15 protein-coding genes and 2 pseudogenes are annotated in these 17,020 nt (G+C 70.6%); 10 read left to right on the top strand and 7 right to left on the bottom strand.

The window, feature by feature from the left end:
• Positions 1–314: pseudogene (locus tag A5659_RS00295) on the bottom strand (hypothetical protein); the annotation flags it as partial.
• Between A5659_RS00295 and A5659_RS00300 the strand changes: the two are divergent.
• Positions 214–639 (top strand): annotated as a pseudogene (locus A5659_RS00300) (GABA permease); the annotation flags it as partial. The pseudogenes A5659_RS00295 and A5659_RS00300 overlap by 101 nt on opposite strands.
• Positions 640–705: 66 nt before the next feature.
• Here the strand turns inward: A5659_RS00300 and car are convergent.
• The 3 genes from car to A5659_RS00315 form a co-directional block, all read right to left on the bottom strand.
• A complete protein-coding gene (gene car, locus A5659_RS00305; protein ID WP_067178761.1) occupies positions 706–4,272 on the bottom strand; it encodes a carboxylic acid reductase in 3,567 nt (1,188 codons plus the stop codon).
• Positions 4,273–4,333: 61 nt separating this feature from the next.
• On the bottom strand, positions 4,334–5,251 hold the full coding sequence (locus A5659_RS00310; RefSeq protein WP_066868670.1) for a ketopantoate reductase family protein: 918 nt from the start codon (positions 5,249–5,251) through the stop codon (positions 4,334–4,336).
• 14 nt (positions 5,252–5,265) lie between these two features.
• Positions 5,266–6,438 carry an enolase C-terminal domain-like protein gene (locus A5659_RS00315; RefSeq protein ID WP_067178763.1) on the bottom strand — a complete coding sequence of 391 codons (1,173 nt, stop codon included), beginning with the start codon at positions 6,436–6,438 and terminating at the stop codon, positions 5,266–5,268.
• A 106-nt stretch (positions 6,439–6,544) separates the two neighbouring features.
• Between A5659_RS00315 and A5659_RS00320 the strand changes: the two genes are divergently transcribed.
• The 8 genes from A5659_RS00320 to A5659_RS00355 all read left to right on the top strand — a co-directional run bounded on the left by A5659_RS00320 (position 6,545) and on the right by A5659_RS00355 (position 14,421).
• Positions 6,545–6,889, top strand: coding sequence for a hypothetical protein (locus A5659_RS00320; protein WP_066871692.1), 345 nt, complete (start codon positions 6,545–6,547; stop codon positions 6,887–6,889).
• Positions 6,890–6,980: 91 nt separating this feature from the next.
• Positions 6,981–8,330 (top strand): glutamate-1-semialdehyde 2,1-aminomutase, encoded by a 1,350-nt coding sequence (gene hemL, locus A5659_RS00325; RefSeq protein ID WP_066878578.1) that lies wholly within the window; start codon positions 6,981–6,983, stop codon positions 8,328–8,330.
• Positions 8,330–8,938, top strand: coding sequence for a histidine phosphatase family protein (locus A5659_RS00330; protein ID WP_067178770.1), 609 nt, complete (start codon positions 8,330–8,332; stop codon positions 8,936–8,938). Before hemL ends, A5659_RS00330 begins: the two co-directional genes overlap by 1 nt.
• Positions 8,935–9,564 (top strand): TlpA disulfide reductase family protein, encoded by a 630-nt coding sequence (locus A5659_RS00335; RefSeq protein ID WP_067178772.1) that lies wholly within the window; start codon positions 8,935–8,937, stop codon positions 9,562–9,564. The genes A5659_RS00330 and A5659_RS00335 overlap by 4 nt, the downstream gene beginning before the upstream one ends.
• On the top strand, positions 9,561–10,340 hold the full coding sequence (locus tag A5659_RS00340) for a cytochrome c biogenesis CcdA family protein (RefSeq protein ID WP_066871704.1): 780 nt from the start codon (positions 9,561–9,563) through the stop codon (positions 10,338–10,340). Before A5659_RS00335 ends, A5659_RS00340 begins: the two co-directional genes overlap by 4 nt.
• A gap of 47 nt (positions 10,341–10,387) precedes the next feature.
• Positions 10,388–12,061: a cytochrome c biogenesis protein ResB gene (locus tag A5659_RS00345; protein WP_066871706.1), complete on the top strand. Its 1,674-nt coding sequence runs from the start codon at positions 10,388–10,390 to the stop codon at positions 12,059–12,061.
• Positions 12,058–13,053, top strand: coding sequence for a c-type cytochrome biogenesis protein CcsB (gene ccsB, locus A5659_RS00350; protein ID WP_067178775.1), 996 nt, complete (start codon positions 12,058–12,060; stop codon positions 13,051–13,053). The genes A5659_RS00345 and ccsB overlap by 4 nt, the downstream gene beginning before the upstream one ends.
• Before the next feature lie 60 nt (positions 13,054–13,113).
• Complete coding sequence (locus A5659_RS00355; protein ID WP_067178777.1) at positions 13,114–14,421, top strand: MinD/ParA family protein; 1,308 nt, start codon at positions 13,114–13,116, stop codon at positions 14,419–14,421.
• Positions 14,422–14,427: 6 nt separating this feature from the next.
• Here A5659_RS00355 and A5659_RS27530 read toward each other — a convergent pair whose 3' ends face one another.
• Complete coding sequence (locus A5659_RS27530; RefSeq protein WP_112709269.1) at positions 14,428–14,586, bottom strand: hypothetical protein; 159 nt, start codon at positions 14,584–14,586, stop codon at positions 14,428–14,430.
• Positions 14,587–14,632: 46 nt separating this feature from the next.
• Between A5659_RS27530 and A5659_RS00360 the strand changes: the two genes are divergently transcribed.
• Positions 14,633–15,040, top strand: coding sequence for a DUF4229 domain-containing protein (locus A5659_RS00360; protein WP_066871712.1), 408 nt, complete (start codon positions 14,633–14,635; stop codon positions 15,038–15,040).
• Here A5659_RS00360 and A5659_RS00365 read toward each other — a convergent pair.
• Positions 15,037–16,044, bottom strand: a complete 1,008-nt coding sequence (locus A5659_RS00365) for a beta-ketoacyl-ACP synthase III (RefSeq protein WP_066871715.1) — start codon at positions 16,042–16,044, stop codon at positions 15,037–15,039. The two genes, A5659_RS00360 and A5659_RS00365, sit on opposite strands and share 4 nt — an antisense overlap.
• Before the next feature lie 97 nt (positions 16,045–16,141).
• Positions 16,142–17,014, bottom strand: a complete 873-nt coding sequence (locus tag A5659_RS00370; RefSeq protein WP_066871724.1) for a 1,4-dihydroxy-2-naphthoate polyprenyltransferase — start codon at positions 17,012–17,014, stop codon at positions 16,142–16,144.
• Positions 17,015–17,020: the final 6 nt, after the last annotated feature.

Raw genomic sequence — 17,020 nt, forward strand, 5'->3', positions numbered from 1 at the left:
ACCGCCGACGAGCACAGGATCGCGATGTGGGGGACGCCGCGTCCGCTCAGCCTGACCAACCGCGTCGGCGCCTCGCCCCGCTCGGCGAGCACGAACAACATGCGCGACGCGGTGTAGAGACCGGAGTTCAGGCAGGACAGCACCGCGGTCAGCACCACCGCGTTCATCACCTGATCGGCGCCGCCCAGCCCCATGTGTTTGAGCGCGGCCACGTACGGCGAGGCGCCGACGCGGTTGGTCAGGCTGAGCGGACGCGGCGTCCCCCACATCGCGATCCTGTGCTCGTCGGCGGTCGGATTCGGATGCGTGATCATGGCGCGGGTCGCGCCCAACACGGTGTTTTTGTTCCTGCTCAACTCGTCGGGCGCCATCATCTTGTTCGTCTACTGGCTGATCGCGTGCTCGCAGATCATCCTGCGCCGCCGCACACCCGCCGAGAAGCTGACGGTGAAAATGTGGTGCTACCCGGTCCTGTCAATTCTCACGCTGGCCGCAATCACCGCCGTGCTGGTGCAAATGGCGTTCGACCGCACGGCGCGCAGCCAGCTCTGGCTGAGCCTGCTGTCCTGGGCGGTGGTGATCGGGCTGTATTTCCTCGCCCGCTCCCGCGGCCGCATCCGGGTGTCTTCGGGGGAGTAGGTCTTTCTCGAAAGCGCTAGCACATGCGCTATCGAAATCCGGAGTCACACAACGGCTGAGCTCGGGTCACTCCGCGTGCGCGCCGGTGTGGCTCCTCAGCAGACCGAGCCGCTGCAGATCGGTGACATATTTGTCGATCAACGCCTCGGTCACGTGCGGCACGTCGTTGTCGTTGCCGAGGCCCGCGGATTGCACTGCCGCACGGAACTTTTCGGCCGGCATGCCGGTGCCCTGTGTCGGCTTACCGGGCTTCGCGTAGGCGCTCATCAGCGGCAGCAGCGAGTTCTTGCGCTGGTTGTCGGGCAGCGCCTGCATCGCCTCGGTGAAGCGGGCCAGCCACTGCTGATAATCGTCGATGCGCTCGATCTGGTGTCCGTCGGCGATGAGCCAGTCGACGAAGGTGTCCAGGGAGATGCCGTCGTCGTGGGTGTTGAGCACGTTGTAGGTGTGGTAGCCCTGCCGCGCGCTTGCCCCGAGGGTGGTGATGGCCTCGGCGGTGAAATCGGCGGGCAGCCCGTCGTAGTGGGCGCGCTGCGGGTTGCCGGCCGCGTCGAGCTGATAGAACGAACGCGGCGCGATCCCGGTGGCCACCACGCTCAGGATCAGCCGGGTGAACATGTCGGGCACGTTGAGCTGACCCGCGAAGTCGCTGTGCGCCAGGATCATGTCGGACCGGAACACCGCCACAGCAACGCCGCATAGGTCGTGGGCCTCCCGCAGCAGCACCTCGCCCGCCCATTTACTGGTGGCGTAACCGCTGGCATACGACTCGTCGAGGGACCGCGAAGGGCTCGCCGAGCGCACGTCGACGTCCTCGCCGATGAAGCTGCCGTCGGGCAGTGTGGTCACCGCCACGGTGGAGATGTAGTTGATCGGCTTGAGCCGCTTGGTGATCGCGAGCTTGATGATCTCGGCGGTGCCCACCACGTTGGGGCCGAACAGCTGGCTGTAGGGCAGCACGTGGTTGACCAGGGCGGCCGAATGCACGACGAGGTCGACCGTCTCGGCCAGTCGCTCGTAGGTGGGTGTGTCCAGGCCGAGGTTGGGCGCCCCCACGTCGCCGACGAGCACCCGCAGGTGCCGGTCGGCCAATTGCCGGAAGCGGTCGGACAATTCGGCGTCACCGCTGTCGATCGCGGCCTCGATGCGCTGACGTCCGGCGGTCGGGTCGGCGCCGCGGGCCAGGCAGATCACCGTGCCGCCGCTCGGGGCCAGGCGCTCGAGCCAATCCAGGCACAAAAAGCGCCCCAGGTAGCCGTTGGCTCCGGTGAGAAGCACGGTGTTGATCTCGCCCGTCGCAGCCGGGAGCCCGGGAGCGGCGGCCAGCGTGTCGGCGTCGATGAAAGCGTCCAGCGTCAGGTCCTCGGCGCGCGCCTGGGTGGCGCCGCGCCCGTGCACCGACGCGAACGTCGGCCGCGTCGACGCCGACGTGCGTTCGCCGTCAACGAAATTCGCGACGGTGGTCAGGTTCGCGGTGGGGCTGACGATGGTCTGCACCGGCACATCGATGCTGAAGATCTCGGACAAGAGCGTGGCGAAGGAAAAGGCGGACAGCGAATCACCGCCGAGCTCAATGAACTTCGCGTCGGCGCGTAGCGCGGTGTCGGCCGGCAGGCCCAGGGTGGCCGCGGCCGCCCGCCGGACCGTATCGATGGTGGGCAGCTCGCGGCTGGCGGCGCGCAGTTTGCCGAGTTGGTTGCCGTGGCTGGCCTCGATGTCGTCGTACATCGCGTCGAGGCGTTCGCCGTAGCGCGCCTTGAGGGCCGGGCGCAGCAGCTTGCCCACCCCGGACAGCAGCCCGTTGTCCCGGGTGAAACGTTGTGGCTCCAACAGAAAGTCGCGCGGGATCTCATACGGGTGCAGGTGGGCGTCCGCGGCGATCCGTTGCAGCGAGTCGGCGATCAGGGCATGGGCGTCCCCGTCGCCGATCGCGTCGGTGTTCGGCACGATCACCGCGAGCAGGAACGGCTGCTCGCTGCTGCCGTAGAGGAAAATCTGCCGGATGTACGGGCTCGTCGAGAAGGTGGCCTCCAGCTGGGAGACTGCGACGAACTCGCCCTGCGAGAGCTTGATCACGTTGTTGCTGCGATCCAGATACACCAGGTGGTCGGGCCCCAGCTCGGCCATGATGTCGCCGGTCTTGTAGAACCCCTCGTCGTCGAAGATCTTCGCCGACAGCTCCGGGTGTTTGAAGTAGCCGGGAATCACGTTGGCGGCCTTCAGGCGTAGCTCGCCGCGCGGATACGGCTTGTCGGTGGTCAGGTAGCCCAGCTCGGGGACGTCGACCAGCTTGTAGTCGGTCACCGGTGGGCGCCGGATCCGGCCGCTGCGCATGATGCCGCCGCCGGTCTCGGTGGCCCCGTAGCCGTCGGCCACCGGGATGTCGAGCAACGATTCCATGAACGCATGCATCTGCTTGGACAGCGGGGCGCTGCCGCACATCGCCGAAATGACCCGCCCGCCGATGAAGTCTTGGCGCAGTTCGGCTTTCACCGCCTCGTCGAGCTGCTCGCCGGAAAGCTCACCGCCGGCGCGCTGGTCGAGCTCTTTGCGGTAACGCCGAAAGAACATGTCGCACACCCGCGGAACCAGGTTCAACGCCGTGGGCCGGACCAGGCCGATGTCGTCGAACAGGGTGGACATGTCGCTCTTGGCAGCGAAGTAGCCGATGCCCCCGGAGGACAGCGTGGCGATCAGCCACTCCAACCCGTACACGTGCGACAGCGGCATGTACTGCAGGTGGATCGCCGGGATCAGCCTGCCGATGTCCACCGATGGACTGTGCGGTCGCTGCCAGGTCCGGGTCATCATGTCGGCGGTGTACATGGCGCCCTTCGGCGCGCCGGTGCTCCCCGAGGTGTAAATGAGTGTGGCCAAAGGGTTTTCGCCATCGGCGGGGACGAACGCCGGAGGTGGTGGGAGCCGGCGGCCCGCGTCGAGTTCAGTGGACAGCGACACCACCTCGGCGCGGTGCCCGGCGTCGCGCAACCGCGCGCGGGCGTGGTCGTAGTGGCCGCGCTGTTCGTCGTCCTCGCTGGTGTAGTCGAACACCACCAGACGCTCGAGGAAGGGCGCGTCGACGACGACGTCGACCGCGGTGCCCAGGGATTCGACGCTCACCGCGAGGATGCGGGGTTGCGTCTCGGCGACGATCGGGCCGAGCTGGGCCGCCGTGGAACTGGTCTGCAGCGGCACGAACACCGCGCCCAACCGAATGCACGCCAGGTAATGCACGACGTAGTCGATGCTGGTGAAACCCAGGACCGCGACGAAATCGCCCGGCGCGAAACCGCCGGCCAGGCCGGCCTGCCACGCCGCGGCCAGCGCCGCGACCCGTTCCCCGAGCTCGCGGTAGGTGATGGTGTCGAATCCGGACAGCAGGGTGGTCGCCGCGCGGCCGGTCCCCGGATCGCGGACCACCTCGCAGCAGCGCTGCCCCAGCGCCGGCCGGTCGGCATAGCCGCGCAGATAGGTCTCGACCACCTCGGCCAGCCGCAATCCCGGGTGATGCGCGGCGTCGGTCACCTCCGGTGATGACGCGGCGGCCCGAAACTGCGGGTCGTTGGCGTACAGCTGCTCGACGCGCTCGGTCAGTCGCTGGTCGCGGCCCGGGTCGGTGACGGTCTCGGTCATCGGCGGCTTCCTCTCATCCCGGCGTCTGCCGCAGCCGTATACCCGTCCTGGCTGTGCCCAGTCAGTGCCATTGCCGTTCGATCGACTTGATCAGCGCGGTCAGCGTCGCGTTCACCGGCGCGGCAACGCCCACCCGAGCGCCCTGGCGTGGCACCGCGCCGTTGATGACGTCGATCTCGCTGACCCGGCGCGCCTCGTGGTCCAGCAGCGCCGACGGTTTGGCGTCGGGCATTTGCGCGCCGAAGGCGCGAACGTGTTCGACCGCGTCGGTGACGGCGACGGCGATGCCCGACGCCCGCGCGACGGTCCATGCCTCGGTGGCGGCCGCCTGGCTGACCGGCGCCATGTCGGGGTCGTCCATCACCTGCCCGACGGTCATGCCGGTGAGCGCGCACGGGGCGCTGTAGGCGGCGTTGCAGATCAGCTTCTCCCACTGCATGGCGGCGATGTCGGTGACCGCGGCCGCGTCGAATCCGGCCTCGGTCCAGGCCCGCGCGATAGTTTCGACGGTCGCGTGCGGCAGCGACGAGTACGCCCCGAACCGCATCGCCTTCATGGCGTTGTGGCGGACGTGGCCGGGGGCCACGGTCGCCGCGCCGAATCCGCTGGCGATGCCGACGGCGACCCGCTGGTCGCCGACGATGCCGGCCACAATCTCCGCCGAGCCCAGCCCGTTCTGGATGGTCAGCACCGGTGTGCCCGCACGCAGCATCGGAAGTGCTTGCTGCGCACCGGTTCTCACGTCGGCGGCCTTCACGGCGAGCACGATCAGATCCATCGCCTCGTCCGGCGCGGTGGTGCTGGCCCGCAGCGGCACCACCCGGTCGTAGCCGGGGCCGGTGACCCGCAGGCCGTGCCGGGCGATCCGATCGACGCTGGGCTGGTGGCGGTCGATGGCCAACACGTCGTTGCCCGCCGCGGCCAGTCTGGCCGCATAGATGGAACCCATGGCGCCGCAGCCGATTACCGCGATCTTCATCCGCACTCTCCGTCTCAGGTGGTCAGCTCGGCGATCAATTCGGCCACGCCGGTCTTCTGCTCGAGGCCGAACCCCGCGGCGTCGCTCGGCGAGATCCGGCCCGCCGTCAGCGCGCAGGCATCGGGGTAGCCGCCGAACGGCGCGAACACGCCGGGGTAGGCCTCGCAGCCGCCCAGGCCCAGCCCGGCGGCGATGTGCAGGTTGATCAGGTGACCGCCGTGCGGGAACGCGAAGGCGCGATCGAAGCCGTGGGCCGCCGCGATGTCGAGCATCCGGAGGTATTCGGTCAGTCCGTAGCTCAGTCCCGGATCCATTTGGAAGACATCGTGATCGGGCCGCATCCCGCCGTAGCGCACCAGGTTGGTCACGTCCGGCACCGAGAAGAGGTTCTCGCCGGTGGCCACCGCGCCGTCGTAGCATTCGGTCACCGCCCGGTTCAGCGCGTAATCCAGGGGATCGCCCGGCTCTTCGTACCAGCGCAGGCCGTAGGGGCCGAGCGCGGCCGCCCACCGGGTTGCCTCGTCGCGGTCGAACCGGCCGTTCGCGTCCACCGCGACCCGTCCGGCGTCGCCGACGATGCCGATGACGGCCTCGATGCGCGCCAGGTCCTCCGCCAGCGGGGCGCCGCCGATCTTCATCTTGACCGCCTCATAGCCCGCGTCGAGATAGCCGCGCATTTCGCGGCGCAGCTGTTCGACACCGCCGTGGGCGTAGTAGTAGCCGCCGGCGGCGTACACCGGCACCGACGGCGCGGGCGTTCGTCCGGCGCGGCGGGCGATGGTCACGCAGGCCGGCTCGTCGCGCAGCTTGGCGTTCAGGTCCCAGCAGGCCAGTTCCAGCGCGGCCGCGGCCGCGGCCCGGTCCCCGTGACCGCCCGGCTTCTCGTCGGCGAGCGCACACGCCAGGACCGCGGCGGGATCCAGCCATCCGGACCCGTCCAGCAGCTCGTCGGGGGAGGCCGCCAGCACCCGCGGGATCATCCGGTCGCGCAGGATCCCGCCCTGGGCGAACCGCCCGATCGAGTCGAAGGCCACGCCCACCACCGGCCGCCCGTGGCGGACCGCATCGGTGATCACCGCGACCAGGGAGACCGTGTGGCGGGAGAAGTCGACCACCGCGTTGGCGGGGCCGCCGCGCCGACCGCCGTCCAGGCCGACGGACCGTTCGACGATCGCCGTGATCCGCATCACCTGGTGGTCAAGCAGCCCGCGGCAGTCGCATACCGCTATCCAACTCGGGGCGCCGGGCCAGGACAACCCACCCGTCGACGCGGAGGGGGTCTACTGTCATCTGATGGGAGAGGCAGCGGGTAACGAGGCCGCCCGGCGCGCCGAGGAGCTGCTGCGCAGGGGGGAGGAGTTGTCCGCGGGCAAGGCCATCACCGAGGACGACGTGCGGCGAGCCGCCGAGCACGCGCAGCGCTCCCACGAGCGCGACCAGACGGCACACCGGCGCGGTGTGCAGCGTCACTACCAGGCCGGTGTCGCGCACGAGCGCGCCGCCGAAGTCGAAGAGCGCGCGGTCGCCGAGCGGCTCGGCGATGTCGAGGCGCACCGGCGTGCGGCGGAAAAAGAACACGAGGCCGCGCGCCGCAACTTCATCGCGGCGCAGGAAGCCGGCGAGCAGGACGCCGATTAACCCGGCCACCGGGGACCGCGCCGTCCTCCCATAGCACGTTCTGCTACACCCTGTAGTGGATTGTCGCGCGCGGGCTGGGACACTGGTCGTCATGGGAAGCAGTGACCAGGCGACCGCGCACGCCACCGGGGCCCGCCGGGCTACGGCGGCGTCGGAACGGTTGTTCGAGGATGCCTGCGCCGTCATTCCCGGCGGGGTGAACTCGCCGGTCCGCGCGTTCACCGCCGTGGGCGGGACGCCGCCGTTCATCACCGAGGCGCGCGGCTGCCTGCTGACCGACGCCGACGGCAACCGTTACGTGGACCTGGTCTGCTCGTGGGGGCCGATGATCCTGGGACACGCCCACCCGGCCGTCGTCGACGCCGTCGCCAAGGCGGCCGCGTCGGGCCTGTCGTTCGGGGCGCCCACCCCGGCCGAGAGTGAGCTGGCCGCCGAGATGATCGCGCGGGTGGCACCGGTCGAACGGATCCGGCTGGTCAACTCCGGCACCGAGGCCACCATGAGCGCGGTGCGGTTGGCCCGCGGCTTCACCGGCCGGGCCAAGGTGGTCAAGTTCTCCGGCTGCTACCACGGCCACGTCGACGCGTTGCTGGCCGACGCGGGCTCCGGGGTGGCGACGCTGGGCCTGCCGTCCTCGCCCGGAGTCACCGGTGCGACGGCGGCCGACACGATCGTGTTGCCCTACAACGACATCGACGCCGTGCGGCAGACCTTCGCCCGCTTCGGCGACCAGATCGCGGCGGTGATCACCGAGGCCAGCCCCGGCAACATGGGCGTGGTCCCGCCCGCGCCCGGCTACAACGCGGCGCTGCGCGCGATCACCGCCGAGCACGGCGCGCTGCTGATCGTCGACGAGGTGATGACCGGCTTCCGGGTCAGCCGAAGTGGTTGGTATGGAATCGATCCCGTCGACGCCGACCTGTTCACCTTCGGCAAGGTGATGAGCGGCGGGCTGCCGGCCGCCGCGTTCGGCGGGCGCGCCGAGGTGATGGAGCGCCTCGCCCCGCTGGGCCCGGTCTATCAGGCCGGCACGCTCTCGGGTAACCCGGTGGCGATGGCCGCCGGGCTGGCCACCCTGCGCAACGCCGACGCCGCCTCCTACGCGACGCTGGATGCCAACGCCGACCGCCTGGCCGGGCTGTTCTCCGATGCGCTCACGAATGCTGGTGTGGCACACCAGATTCCGCGTGCCGGCAACATGCTCAGCGTGTTCTTCTCCGAGACGCCGGTGACGGACTTCGCGTCCGCACGGGCCACCCAGACGTGGCGCTATCCGCCGTTCTTCCACGCGCTGCTCGACGCGGGCGTATACCCGCCGTGCAGCGCCTTCGAGGCCTGGTTCGTCTCGACCGCGCTGGACGACGCCGCGTTCGACCGCATCGCACACGCCCTGCCCGCCGCGGCCAGGGCCGCCGCGCAAGCCGAGGAGGGCAAGTCCTGATGGCCGAGCAGACCCGGGTGCACGTCGTGCGGCACGGTGAGGTGTACAACCCGAGCGGCATCCTCTATGGCCGCCTACCCGGATTCCGCCTCTCCGACAACGGCCGCGCGCAGGCGGCCGCGGTGGCCGATGCGCTGGCGCACCGCGACATCGTCGCGGTGATCGCCTCTCCGCTGCAACGGGCCCAGGAGACCGCCGCGCCCATCGCCGCCAAGCACGGGCTGGCCGTGGACACCGACCCGGATTTGATCGAATCGGCGAACTTCTTCGAAGGCCGCCGCGTCAGCCCCGGCGACGGCGCCTGGCGCGACCCGCGGGTCTGGTGGCAGCTGCGCAACCCGTTCCGCCCGTCCTGGGGTGAGCCGTACGCCGAGATCGCGGCCCGGATGCAGACGGCGGTGGACAAGGCCCGCGCCCGCGGGGCCGGCCACGAGGTGGTGTGCGTCAGCCACCAACTCCCGGTGTGGACGCTGCGGCTGCACGTGACCGGCCAGCGGCTGTGGCACGACCCGCGGCGGCGGCAGTGCGGGCTCGCGTCGGTGACCACCCTGGTCTACGACGGCGACCGGCTGGTCGACCTCGAGTACAGCGAACCGGCGGCGTCTTGATCGCGCGACGTTTCGTGATCGCCGGGGTGTTGCTGACGGGCCTGCTTGGCTGCTCCTCGGGGCACGACGCCGTCGCGCAGGGCGGCACCTTCGAATTCGTCTCGCCCGGCGGCAAGACCGACATCTACTACGACCCGCCGTCGCGCCGCGGGCGCCCCGGACCGCTGTCCGGGCCCGATCTGGCCGATCCCGCGCACACGCTGTCGCTGGACGACCCGATCTTCGCGGGCCGGGTCGTGGCGATCAACATCTGGGGGCAATGGTGCGGGCCGTGCCGCGCCGAGGTCACCCAGCTGCAGCAGGTGTATGACGCCACCCGCGGCGCCGGGGTGTCTTTTCTCGGCATCGACGTCCGGGACAACAACCGGCAGGCCGCGCTGGACTTCGTCAACGACCGGCAGGTGACGTTCCCGTCCATCTACGACCCGGCGATGCGCACCCTGATCGCGTTCGGCGGCAGATACCCCACCACCGTGATCCCGTCCACGCTGGTGTTGGACCGCCAGCACCGCGTCGCGGCGGTCTTCCTGCGCGAACTGCTGGCGACCGACCTGCGGCCGGTGGTGCAGCGGCTGGCCGGCGAGGATGCGCCCACCACGGCCAAGGCGGGGCCGGCGCAGCGATGACCGGACTCACCCAGATCGCCGCCGCCGGACCGCTTCTGGTGGCCCTCGGTGTGTGCCTGCTGGCCGGGCTGGTGTCCTTCGCCTCGCCGTGCGTGGTGCCGCTGGTGCCGGGCTATCTGTCCTACCTGGCCGCGGTCGTCGGCGTCGATGAACAGCCGCCCGCAGGAGCCGTCAAAGCGCCGCCGGGCGCCCGGTGGCGGGTCGCGGGGTCGGCGGCGTTGTTCGTCGCCGGGTTCACCACGGTGTTCGTGCTCGGCACCGTCGCCGTCCTCGGCATGACGACCACGCTGATCACCAACCAACTGGTGCTGCAGCGGGCCGGGGGAGTGCTGACCATCGTCATGGGCCTGGTGTTCGTGGGCCTCATCCCGGCCTTGCAACGCCAGGCCCGGTTCAGCCCGCGGCAGCTGACGACGGTTGCCGGCGCGCCGCTGCTGGGCGCGGTGTTCGCGTTGGGCTGGACGCCCTGCCTCGGCCCGACGCTGGCCGGCGTGATCACCGTGGCCTCGGCCACCGACGGCGCCAGCGTGGCGCGCGGAATCGTGTTGGTGATCGCCTACTGCCTGGGGCTGGGCATCCCGTTCGTGCTGCTGGCATTCGGCTCGGCGGGCGCGGTCGGCGGGCTGAGCTGGCTGCGCCGGCACACCCGGGCCATCCAGATCTTGGGCGGTGTCCTGCTGATCGCCGTCGGCGCGCTGCTGGTGACCGGGGTGTGGAACGACTTCGTCTCCTGGCTGCGCGACGCGTTCGTCTCCGACGTCAGGTTGCCGATTTGAGACGCCTCCTGGCCTGGGGCCGTAACACCTGGCGCGCGCTGACCTCGATGGGCACCGCGCTGGTGCTGTTGTTCCTGCTCGCCCTCGGCGCGATCCCGGGGGCACTGCTGCCCCAGCGCAACCTCAACGCCGGCAAGGTCGACGACTACCTCAAGGCGCACCCGGTGATCGGCCCGTGGCTGGATCGGTTGCAGGCCTTCAACGTCTTCTCCAGCTTCTGGTTCACCGCCATCTACGTGCTGCTGTTCGTGTCCTTGGTCGGCTGCCTCACCCCGCGGATGATCGAGCACGTCCGCAGCCTGCGGTCCACCCCGGTGGCCGCCCCGCGCAACCTGTCCCGGCTGCCCAAGTACTCGCACCGGCAGATCCAGGCCGGCGCCGACGAGCTGAACGCCCTGGCCAACACCCTGGCCGGGCGGCTGCGCGGCTGGCGCACCGCCATCCGGCACCGCGAGGCCGGCGACGCGGCCGCCCCGGACGCCGTCTTAGAAACAGTGGAAGTGTCCGCCGAAAGGGGCTACCTGCGCGAGTTCGGCAACATCGTCTTCCACTTCTCGTTGCTGGGGCTGCTGGTCGCGGTGGCCGTCGGCAAGCTGTTCGGCTACGAGGGCAACGTCATCGTCATCGCCGACGGCGGACCCGGCTTCTGCTCGGCCTCGCCGGCCGCGTTCGACTCGTTCCGGGCCGGCAACACCGTCGATGGCACCTCGCTGCACCCGCTGTGCATCCGGGTCGACGACTTCACGGCGCACTACCTGCCCTCGGGGCAGGCCACCTCGTTCGCCGCGCACATCGACTACCAGTCCGGCGACGACCTGAGCACCAACCGCTGGCGCCCTTACCAGCTGGAGGTCAACCACCCGCTGCGGCTCGGCGGAGACCGGGTGTACCTGCAGGGGCACGGCTACGCGCCCACCTTCAGCGTCACCTTCCCGGACGGGCAGATCCGCTCGGCGACCGTGCAGTGGCGGCCTGACAACCCGCAGACCCTGCTCTCGTCGGGCGTGGTGCGCATCGACCCGCCCGCCGGCAGCTATCCCAACGCCGCCGAACGCCGCAACCACGAGATCGCCATCCAGGGTCTGCTGGCGCCGACCGAGCAGCTGGACGGCACGCTGCTGTCGTCGCGCTTCCCGGCCCTGGACGCCCCGGCGGTGGCCGTCGACATCTACCGCGGCGATACCGGGCTGGACACCGGGCGGCCCCAGTCGCTGTTCACCCTGGACCCCCGCCTGATCGAGCAGCACCGGTTGACCAAGGAGAAGCGGGTCAATCTGCGTGCGGGACAGTCGGTGCGGATCGATCAGGGGCCGGCGGCGGGCACGGTGATCCGCTTCGACGGTGCCGTGCCGTTCGTCAATCTGCAGGTCTCGCACGACCCGGGCCAGACCTGGGTGCTCGTCTTCGCCATCACGATGATGGGCGGACTGGTGGTGTCGCTGCTGGTGCGCCGCCGCCGGGTGTGGGTCCGTCTGACGCCCGACGCCGGCGGGTCGCCCGGTACGGTGAACGTCGAACTGGGTGGCCTGGCGCGCACCGACAACTCCGGTTGGGGCGACGAGTTCGAGCGACTGTCCGATCGGCTATTCCCCGCAAGCGGGTGGTACCCCCGCACCGGGCCGGAAGCCCCCGACGCCGCAAGCGCCGCGACGCCCACCGCGTCCGGCGGCGACGCGACACCCGCAGCGTCCAAAAGGAGTTCTGAGGTGGACGTCAAATGAATACGGTGCACGTCAACATCGAGCTGGCGCGCTACTCCGACTGGGCGTTCACGTCCGCGGTGGTGGCTTTGGTGATCGCCCTGCTGTTGCTGGCCTTCGAGCTGGCCTATGTCGGGGCCCGAGCCGGCGGGCGCCGCGCCGATCAGCGCGCCCGGGTGCTGGCCGGCGCCGTCAGCGCCGACTCCGCCGCCCCCGGGGTGGTCGAAGAGGCGATCCAGCGCCCGATCGACGAGCGCGTCGGTCGGGCCGGGCTGGCCGTGGTGTACCTGGGCATCGGGCTGCTGCTGGCCTGCCTGGTGCTGCGTGGCCTGGCCACCCTGCGGGTGCCGTGGGGCAACATGTACGAGTTCATCAACCTGACCTGCCTGTGCGGGTTGATCGCCGGGGCGGTCGTGCTGCGCCGCCCGCAATACCGCCCGCTGTGGGTCTTCCTGCTGCTGCCGGTGCTGATCCTGCTGACGGTGTCGGGTCGCTGGCTCTACACCAACGCCGCGCCGGTGATGCCCGCGCTGCAGTCCTACTGGCTGCCCATCCACGTGTCGGTGGTCAGCCTGGGGTCGGGGGTGTTTTTGGTGGCCGGCATCGCCAGCATCCTGTTCCTGCTGCGCACGTCGCCGCTGGCGGACCCCGACCGCGGCACGCACAGCGCGCTGAGCCGGCTGGTGCAGCGGTTCCCGGACGCCCAGACGCTGGACCGCATCGCCTATCGGACGACGATTTTCGCTTTTCCGGTGTTCGGCTTCGGCGTCATCTTCGGGGCCATCTGGGCCGAAGAAGCCTGGGGCCGATATTGGGGCTGGGATCCCAAGGAGACGGTGTCCTTCGTCGCCTGGGTGATTTACGCCGCCTACCTGCACGCCAGGTCGACCGCGGGATGGCGGGACAGGAAAGCCGCCTGGATCAATGTGGCGGGGTTCGTGGCCATGGTCTTCAATCTGTTCTTCGTTAACCTGGTCACTGTCGGCCTGCATTCTTATGCGGGCGTCGGGTGACGGTGTAGAACCGGCCCGAATAGGAAAAAACGGGAAAAACGCACAACAAGGGGGAGTGCAGTGACCGAGCATCCAACGGCGGGCGTGGGGTCGCCCGAACAACCGACCACGCAGCTACCCCCACAGGCACCGTCGACGGCAGGCCAGCAGGAGACCGCCCAACCGCAGGCCGAGTCCGGGGGTGACGCCCCCACCCGCGCCTTCGCCGGATTCCGCACCGAACGCCGCGTCCCCGGCCCCGAACGTCAGCCCGCCGCGCCGCCCACGGCGCCCCGGCTGGGCGGGATGCCGCCCTGGGACTCCACGCCGGTGACCGGCATCCCGCGCGTCGACCCCACGGCGTACGGCGCCTACTACACCGGCCCGGACGCGCCGCCCACCCAGATTCAGGGGGCGCCGCAGCGCCCGGAGCACCTGCCGCACACGCCGTACCCGGAACTGTCCACCGGCATGCTGCTGCGCCCGGTCGCCCCGCCGCCGTCCGACGGGTGGCGGCTGCTGCTGTTCAAGCTGTCCGGGGGGCTAATCAACCTGGGTGAGAGCCCCCGGGCCACCCGGTACAACAACCTGGTCGCGCAGGTGAACCGGCCCCTGCGGGGCTCCTACCGGGTGGCCTTCCTGTCGCTGAAGGGCGGCGTCGGCAAGACCACGATCGCCGCGACGCTGGGTGCCACCTTCGCCTCCATCCGGGGCGACCGGGTGGTGGCGGTGGACGCCAACCCCGACCGCGGGACGCTGAGCCAGAAGATCCCGCTGGAGACGGCCGCGACAGTGCGTCAGCTGCTGCACGACGCCGGAACCATCGAGCGCTACAGCGACGTGCGCCGCTACACCTCCAAGGGGCCGAGCGGCCTGGAGGTGCTGGCGTCCGAGACCGACCCCGCCGTCTCGGAGGCGTTCAGCGCGCAGGACTACGAGCGGATCCTGGACATCCTGGAACGGTTCTACGGCCTGGTGCTGACCGACTGCGGACCCGGGCTGCTGCACTCGGTGATGAGCTCGGTGCTGCAGAAGGCGGACGCGCTCATCGTGGTCAGCTCGGCGTCCATCGACGGCGCCCGCAGCGCGTCGGCGACGCTGGACTGGCTGGACGCCCACGGCCACGAGAACCTGGTCCGCAATTCCATCGCCGTCATCAACGGGGTGAAGCCGCGCCCGGGCAAGGTCGACATGAACAAGGTGATCGGCCACTTCTCCCGGCGCTGCCGCGCGGTTCAGCTGGTGCCGTTCGACCCGCACCTCGAAGAGGGGGCCGAGATCGAACTGGACCGGCTCCGGCGCGGGACGCGCGAGGCGCTCACCGAGTTGGCGGCCATCGTCGCCGACGGGTTCCCCGGCGACCAGCACAACCCGGGAGTGCTGGGTTAACCGGGTTCAGCGCGGATTGTCGCCGTGACCCAACCGCCGCAGGAAATCCGGATCGTCGTCGGGCCCGATGACGCGCGTCTTCGGCCGGTGGGCCTGCGATCGCGCCGCACGCCAGCCGACGTAGATCAGCGTCCCCAAAATCACGACGAGCAGCAGGTAGAGCACTCAACACCTCCTTCGGGCGAATATACCCGCGCCGTAGGCTCGGCTTGTGTCACAAGAAGCTAGCGACGACAGCACCGGGACCGCGCCGGACCCCGCCGCGAACGAGGGCGCGGCGCCGCCCGCCGGAAACGGCGTTGCCGGACCCGTGTTGGCGTACATGGCGGCGCGGGTGCTGCTGGCGGCCGCGCTCGCCGGCGTCATCTATGGGGTGGCCCGCGTGGCGGGCATCAGCCAGTTCCCGATCGTGGTGGCCGTGCTGTTCGCCCTGATCATCGCGATGCCGTTGGGCATCTGGGTGTTCGCCCCGCTGCGCCGGCGCGCCACCGCCGCGCTCGCGATCGCCGGGGAACGACGCCGCCGCGAGCGAGACCTGCTGCAGGCCCGGCTGCACGGGGACGCCCCGCTCGGGGGCGCCGGCGACGGGGCCGGCGACCAAGAATCAGGGCGCGGCTAGCCGTTCGGCAGCCGCACCACCTGCGCGGCGTAGCTCAGGCCGGCGCCGTAGCCGAGCAGCAGGGCCAGATCGCCGGCCTTGGCCGCCCCGGTGCTCAGCAGTTCGGCCATCGCCAGCGGAATGGACGCCGCCGAGGTGTTTCCGGTGTGCTCGATGTCGTTGGCCACCACCGCATCCGGGCGCAGCTCCAGGCTCTTGGCCAGCACCTCGTTGATCCGGCTGTTGGCCTGATGCGGCAGGAAGACGTCGATCTCGTCGGGCCGCACCCCCGCCGCGTCCATGGCCTGGCGACCGACCTTGCCCATCTCGAACGCCGCCCACCGGAACACCGCGCTGCCTTCCAGCCGCAGGTACGGGCGCTCGCCGGTGCGGTTGTCCAGGAAGTCGATCCATTCGATGTCCTGGCGGATGGCGGTGGCCTGCGCACCGTCGCTGCCCCAGATGGTGGGCCCGATGCCCTGGTCGGGCGTCTCGCCCACCACCACTCCGGCCGCGCCGTCGGCGAAGATGAAGCAGTTGCTGCGGTCCGTCATGTCCACCGTCGGGGACAGCTTCTCCGAGCCGAGCACCAGCACCTTGGCGGCCGTCCCGCCGCGCACCATGTCGGCGGCCACCCCGAGCGCGTAGCCGAAGCCCGCGCACCCCGCCGAGACGTCGAACGCCGGCACGCCGCCCGCACCCAGCGCGGTCGCGACCGCCGGCGCGCACGCGGGGGTCTGGGTGAAATGGGTGCTGGTGGCGACGATGACGCAATCGATGTCGACCGGCTCGAGGGACGCCTTGGCGATGGCTTCCTGTCCGGCGGCGGTCGCCATGGACGTGACGGACTCGTCGCGCCGGGCGAAGCGGCGGGTCTTGATTCCGGTTCGGGTGAAGATCCACTCGTCGGAGGAGTCGATGTTCTCGCACAGCTCGTCGTTGGTGACCACCCGCTCGGGGCGGTATGACCCCACACTGAGCAAGCCGATGTTCGTGGGCCCGCTGGTCGCGGCAATCCTGTTCATTGCGGTCCTCCGCTGTCGCCGAGCAGACGCAAAGGTACCCCAGAAGCGCCGCGCTCGGAGGTCTTTGCATGCACTGTGGGTCGCCCTTACGTAGTCGTTAGGTAGTCACCGTCAGCGCCGTCGCGACCGCGACCGCCCACACCACCATCGCCAGCCCGGTGTCGCGCAGCACCGGGATCAGCTCGGGGCCGCCGCGGCCCGAGCGCACCGGGGCCGCCGCGCGCAGCGCCAGCGGGGTGGCCACCAATCCGACGGCGCACCACGGTGTCGCCAGCATGAGCACCAGGGTCAACACCCCCGCGGTCCCCAGCAGCGCCTGGTACAGGATCCGGGTGCGCGCATCGCCCAGCCGCACCGCCAAGGTGACCTTGCCCGCGCGGGCATCGGTCGGGATGTCCCGCAGGTTGTTGGCCACCAGCACCGACGAGGACAACGCCCCGACCGACACCGCCAGCACCAGGCCCACCCAGTCCACCCGCAGCGCCTGGGTGAACTGGGTGCCCAGCACGGCGACGAGCCCGAAGAACAGGAACACGGCGACCTCGCCGAGACCGGCGTAGCCGTAGGGTTTCGACCCGCCGGTGTACAACCACGCCCCGGCGATGCAGGCCGCGCCGACCGCGATCAGCCACGGCGCGCTGTACAGCGCGAGCGCGAGCCCGGCCAGCGCGCCGACGGTCAGGCTGGCGACCGCGGCGGACAGCACCGCGCGCGGCGCCGCCAGCCGCGAGCCGACCAGGCGCACCGGGCCGGCCCGGTCGTCGTCGGTGCCGCGGATGCCGTCCGAGTAGTCGTTGGCGTAGTTGACGCCGATGGTCAGCGCGAGCGCGACGGCCAGCGCCAGCAGCGCCTTCCACCACACCGCCGATCCCAGCCATCCCGCCGCCCCGGTGCCCGCGACCACCGGTGCCACCGCGTTGGGCAGCGTCCGCGGCCGCGCGCCCGAAATCCACTGCCCAAAATTGGCCACACGAAC

Source organism: Mycobacterium sp. 1165196.3, assembly GCF_001673415.1.
Taxonomy (GTDB): domain Bacteria; phylum Actinomycetota; class Actinomycetes; order Mycobacteriales; family Mycobacteriaceae; genus Mycobacterium; species Mycobacterium europaeum_A.

What these genes read in the sequence shown, in the direction of transcription:
- A5659_RS00315 (WP_067178763.1), bottom strand. Translation starts at nt 6,438, where the DNA reads ATGCGGATCACGGCGATCGTCGAACGGTCCGTCGGCCTGGACGGCGGT.
- A5659_RS00340 (WP_066871704.1), top strand. Translation starts at nt 9,561, where the DNA reads ATGACCGGACTCACCCAGATCGCCGCCGCCGGACCGCTTCTGGTGGCC.
- A5659_RS00320 (WP_066871692.1), top strand. Translation starts at nt 6,545, where the DNA reads ATGGGAGAGGCAGCGGGTAACGAGGCCGCCCGGCGCGCCGAGGAGCTG.
- A5659_RS00365 (WP_066871715.1), bottom strand. Translation starts at nt 16,044, where the DNA reads ATGAACAGGATTGCCGCGACCAGCGGGCCCACGAACATCGGCTTGCTC.
- ccsB (WP_067178775.1), top strand. Translation starts at nt 12,058, where the DNA reads ATGAATACGGTGCACGTCAACATCGAGCTGGCGCGCTACTCCGACTGG.
- car (WP_067178761.1), bottom strand. Translation starts at nt 4,272, where the DNA reads ATGACCGAGACCGTCACCGACCCGGGCCGCGACCAGCGACTGACCGAG.
- A5659_RS00330 (WP_067178770.1), top strand. Translation starts at nt 8,330, where the DNA reads ATGGCCGAGCAGACCCGGGTGCACGTCGTGCGGCACGGTGAGGTGTAC.
- A5659_RS00310 (WP_066868670.1), bottom strand. Translation starts at nt 5,251, where the DNA reads ATGAAGATCGCGGTAATCGGCTGCGGCGCCATGGGTTCCATCTATGCG.
- hemL (WP_066878578.1), top strand. Translation starts at nt 6,981, where the DNA reads ATGGGAAGCAGTGACCAGGCGACCGCGCACGCCACCGGGGCCCGCCGG.
- A5659_RS00345 (WP_066871706.1), top strand. Translation starts at nt 10,388, where the DNA reads ATGGGCACCGCGCTGGTGCTGTTGTTCCTGCTCGCCCTCGGCGCGATC.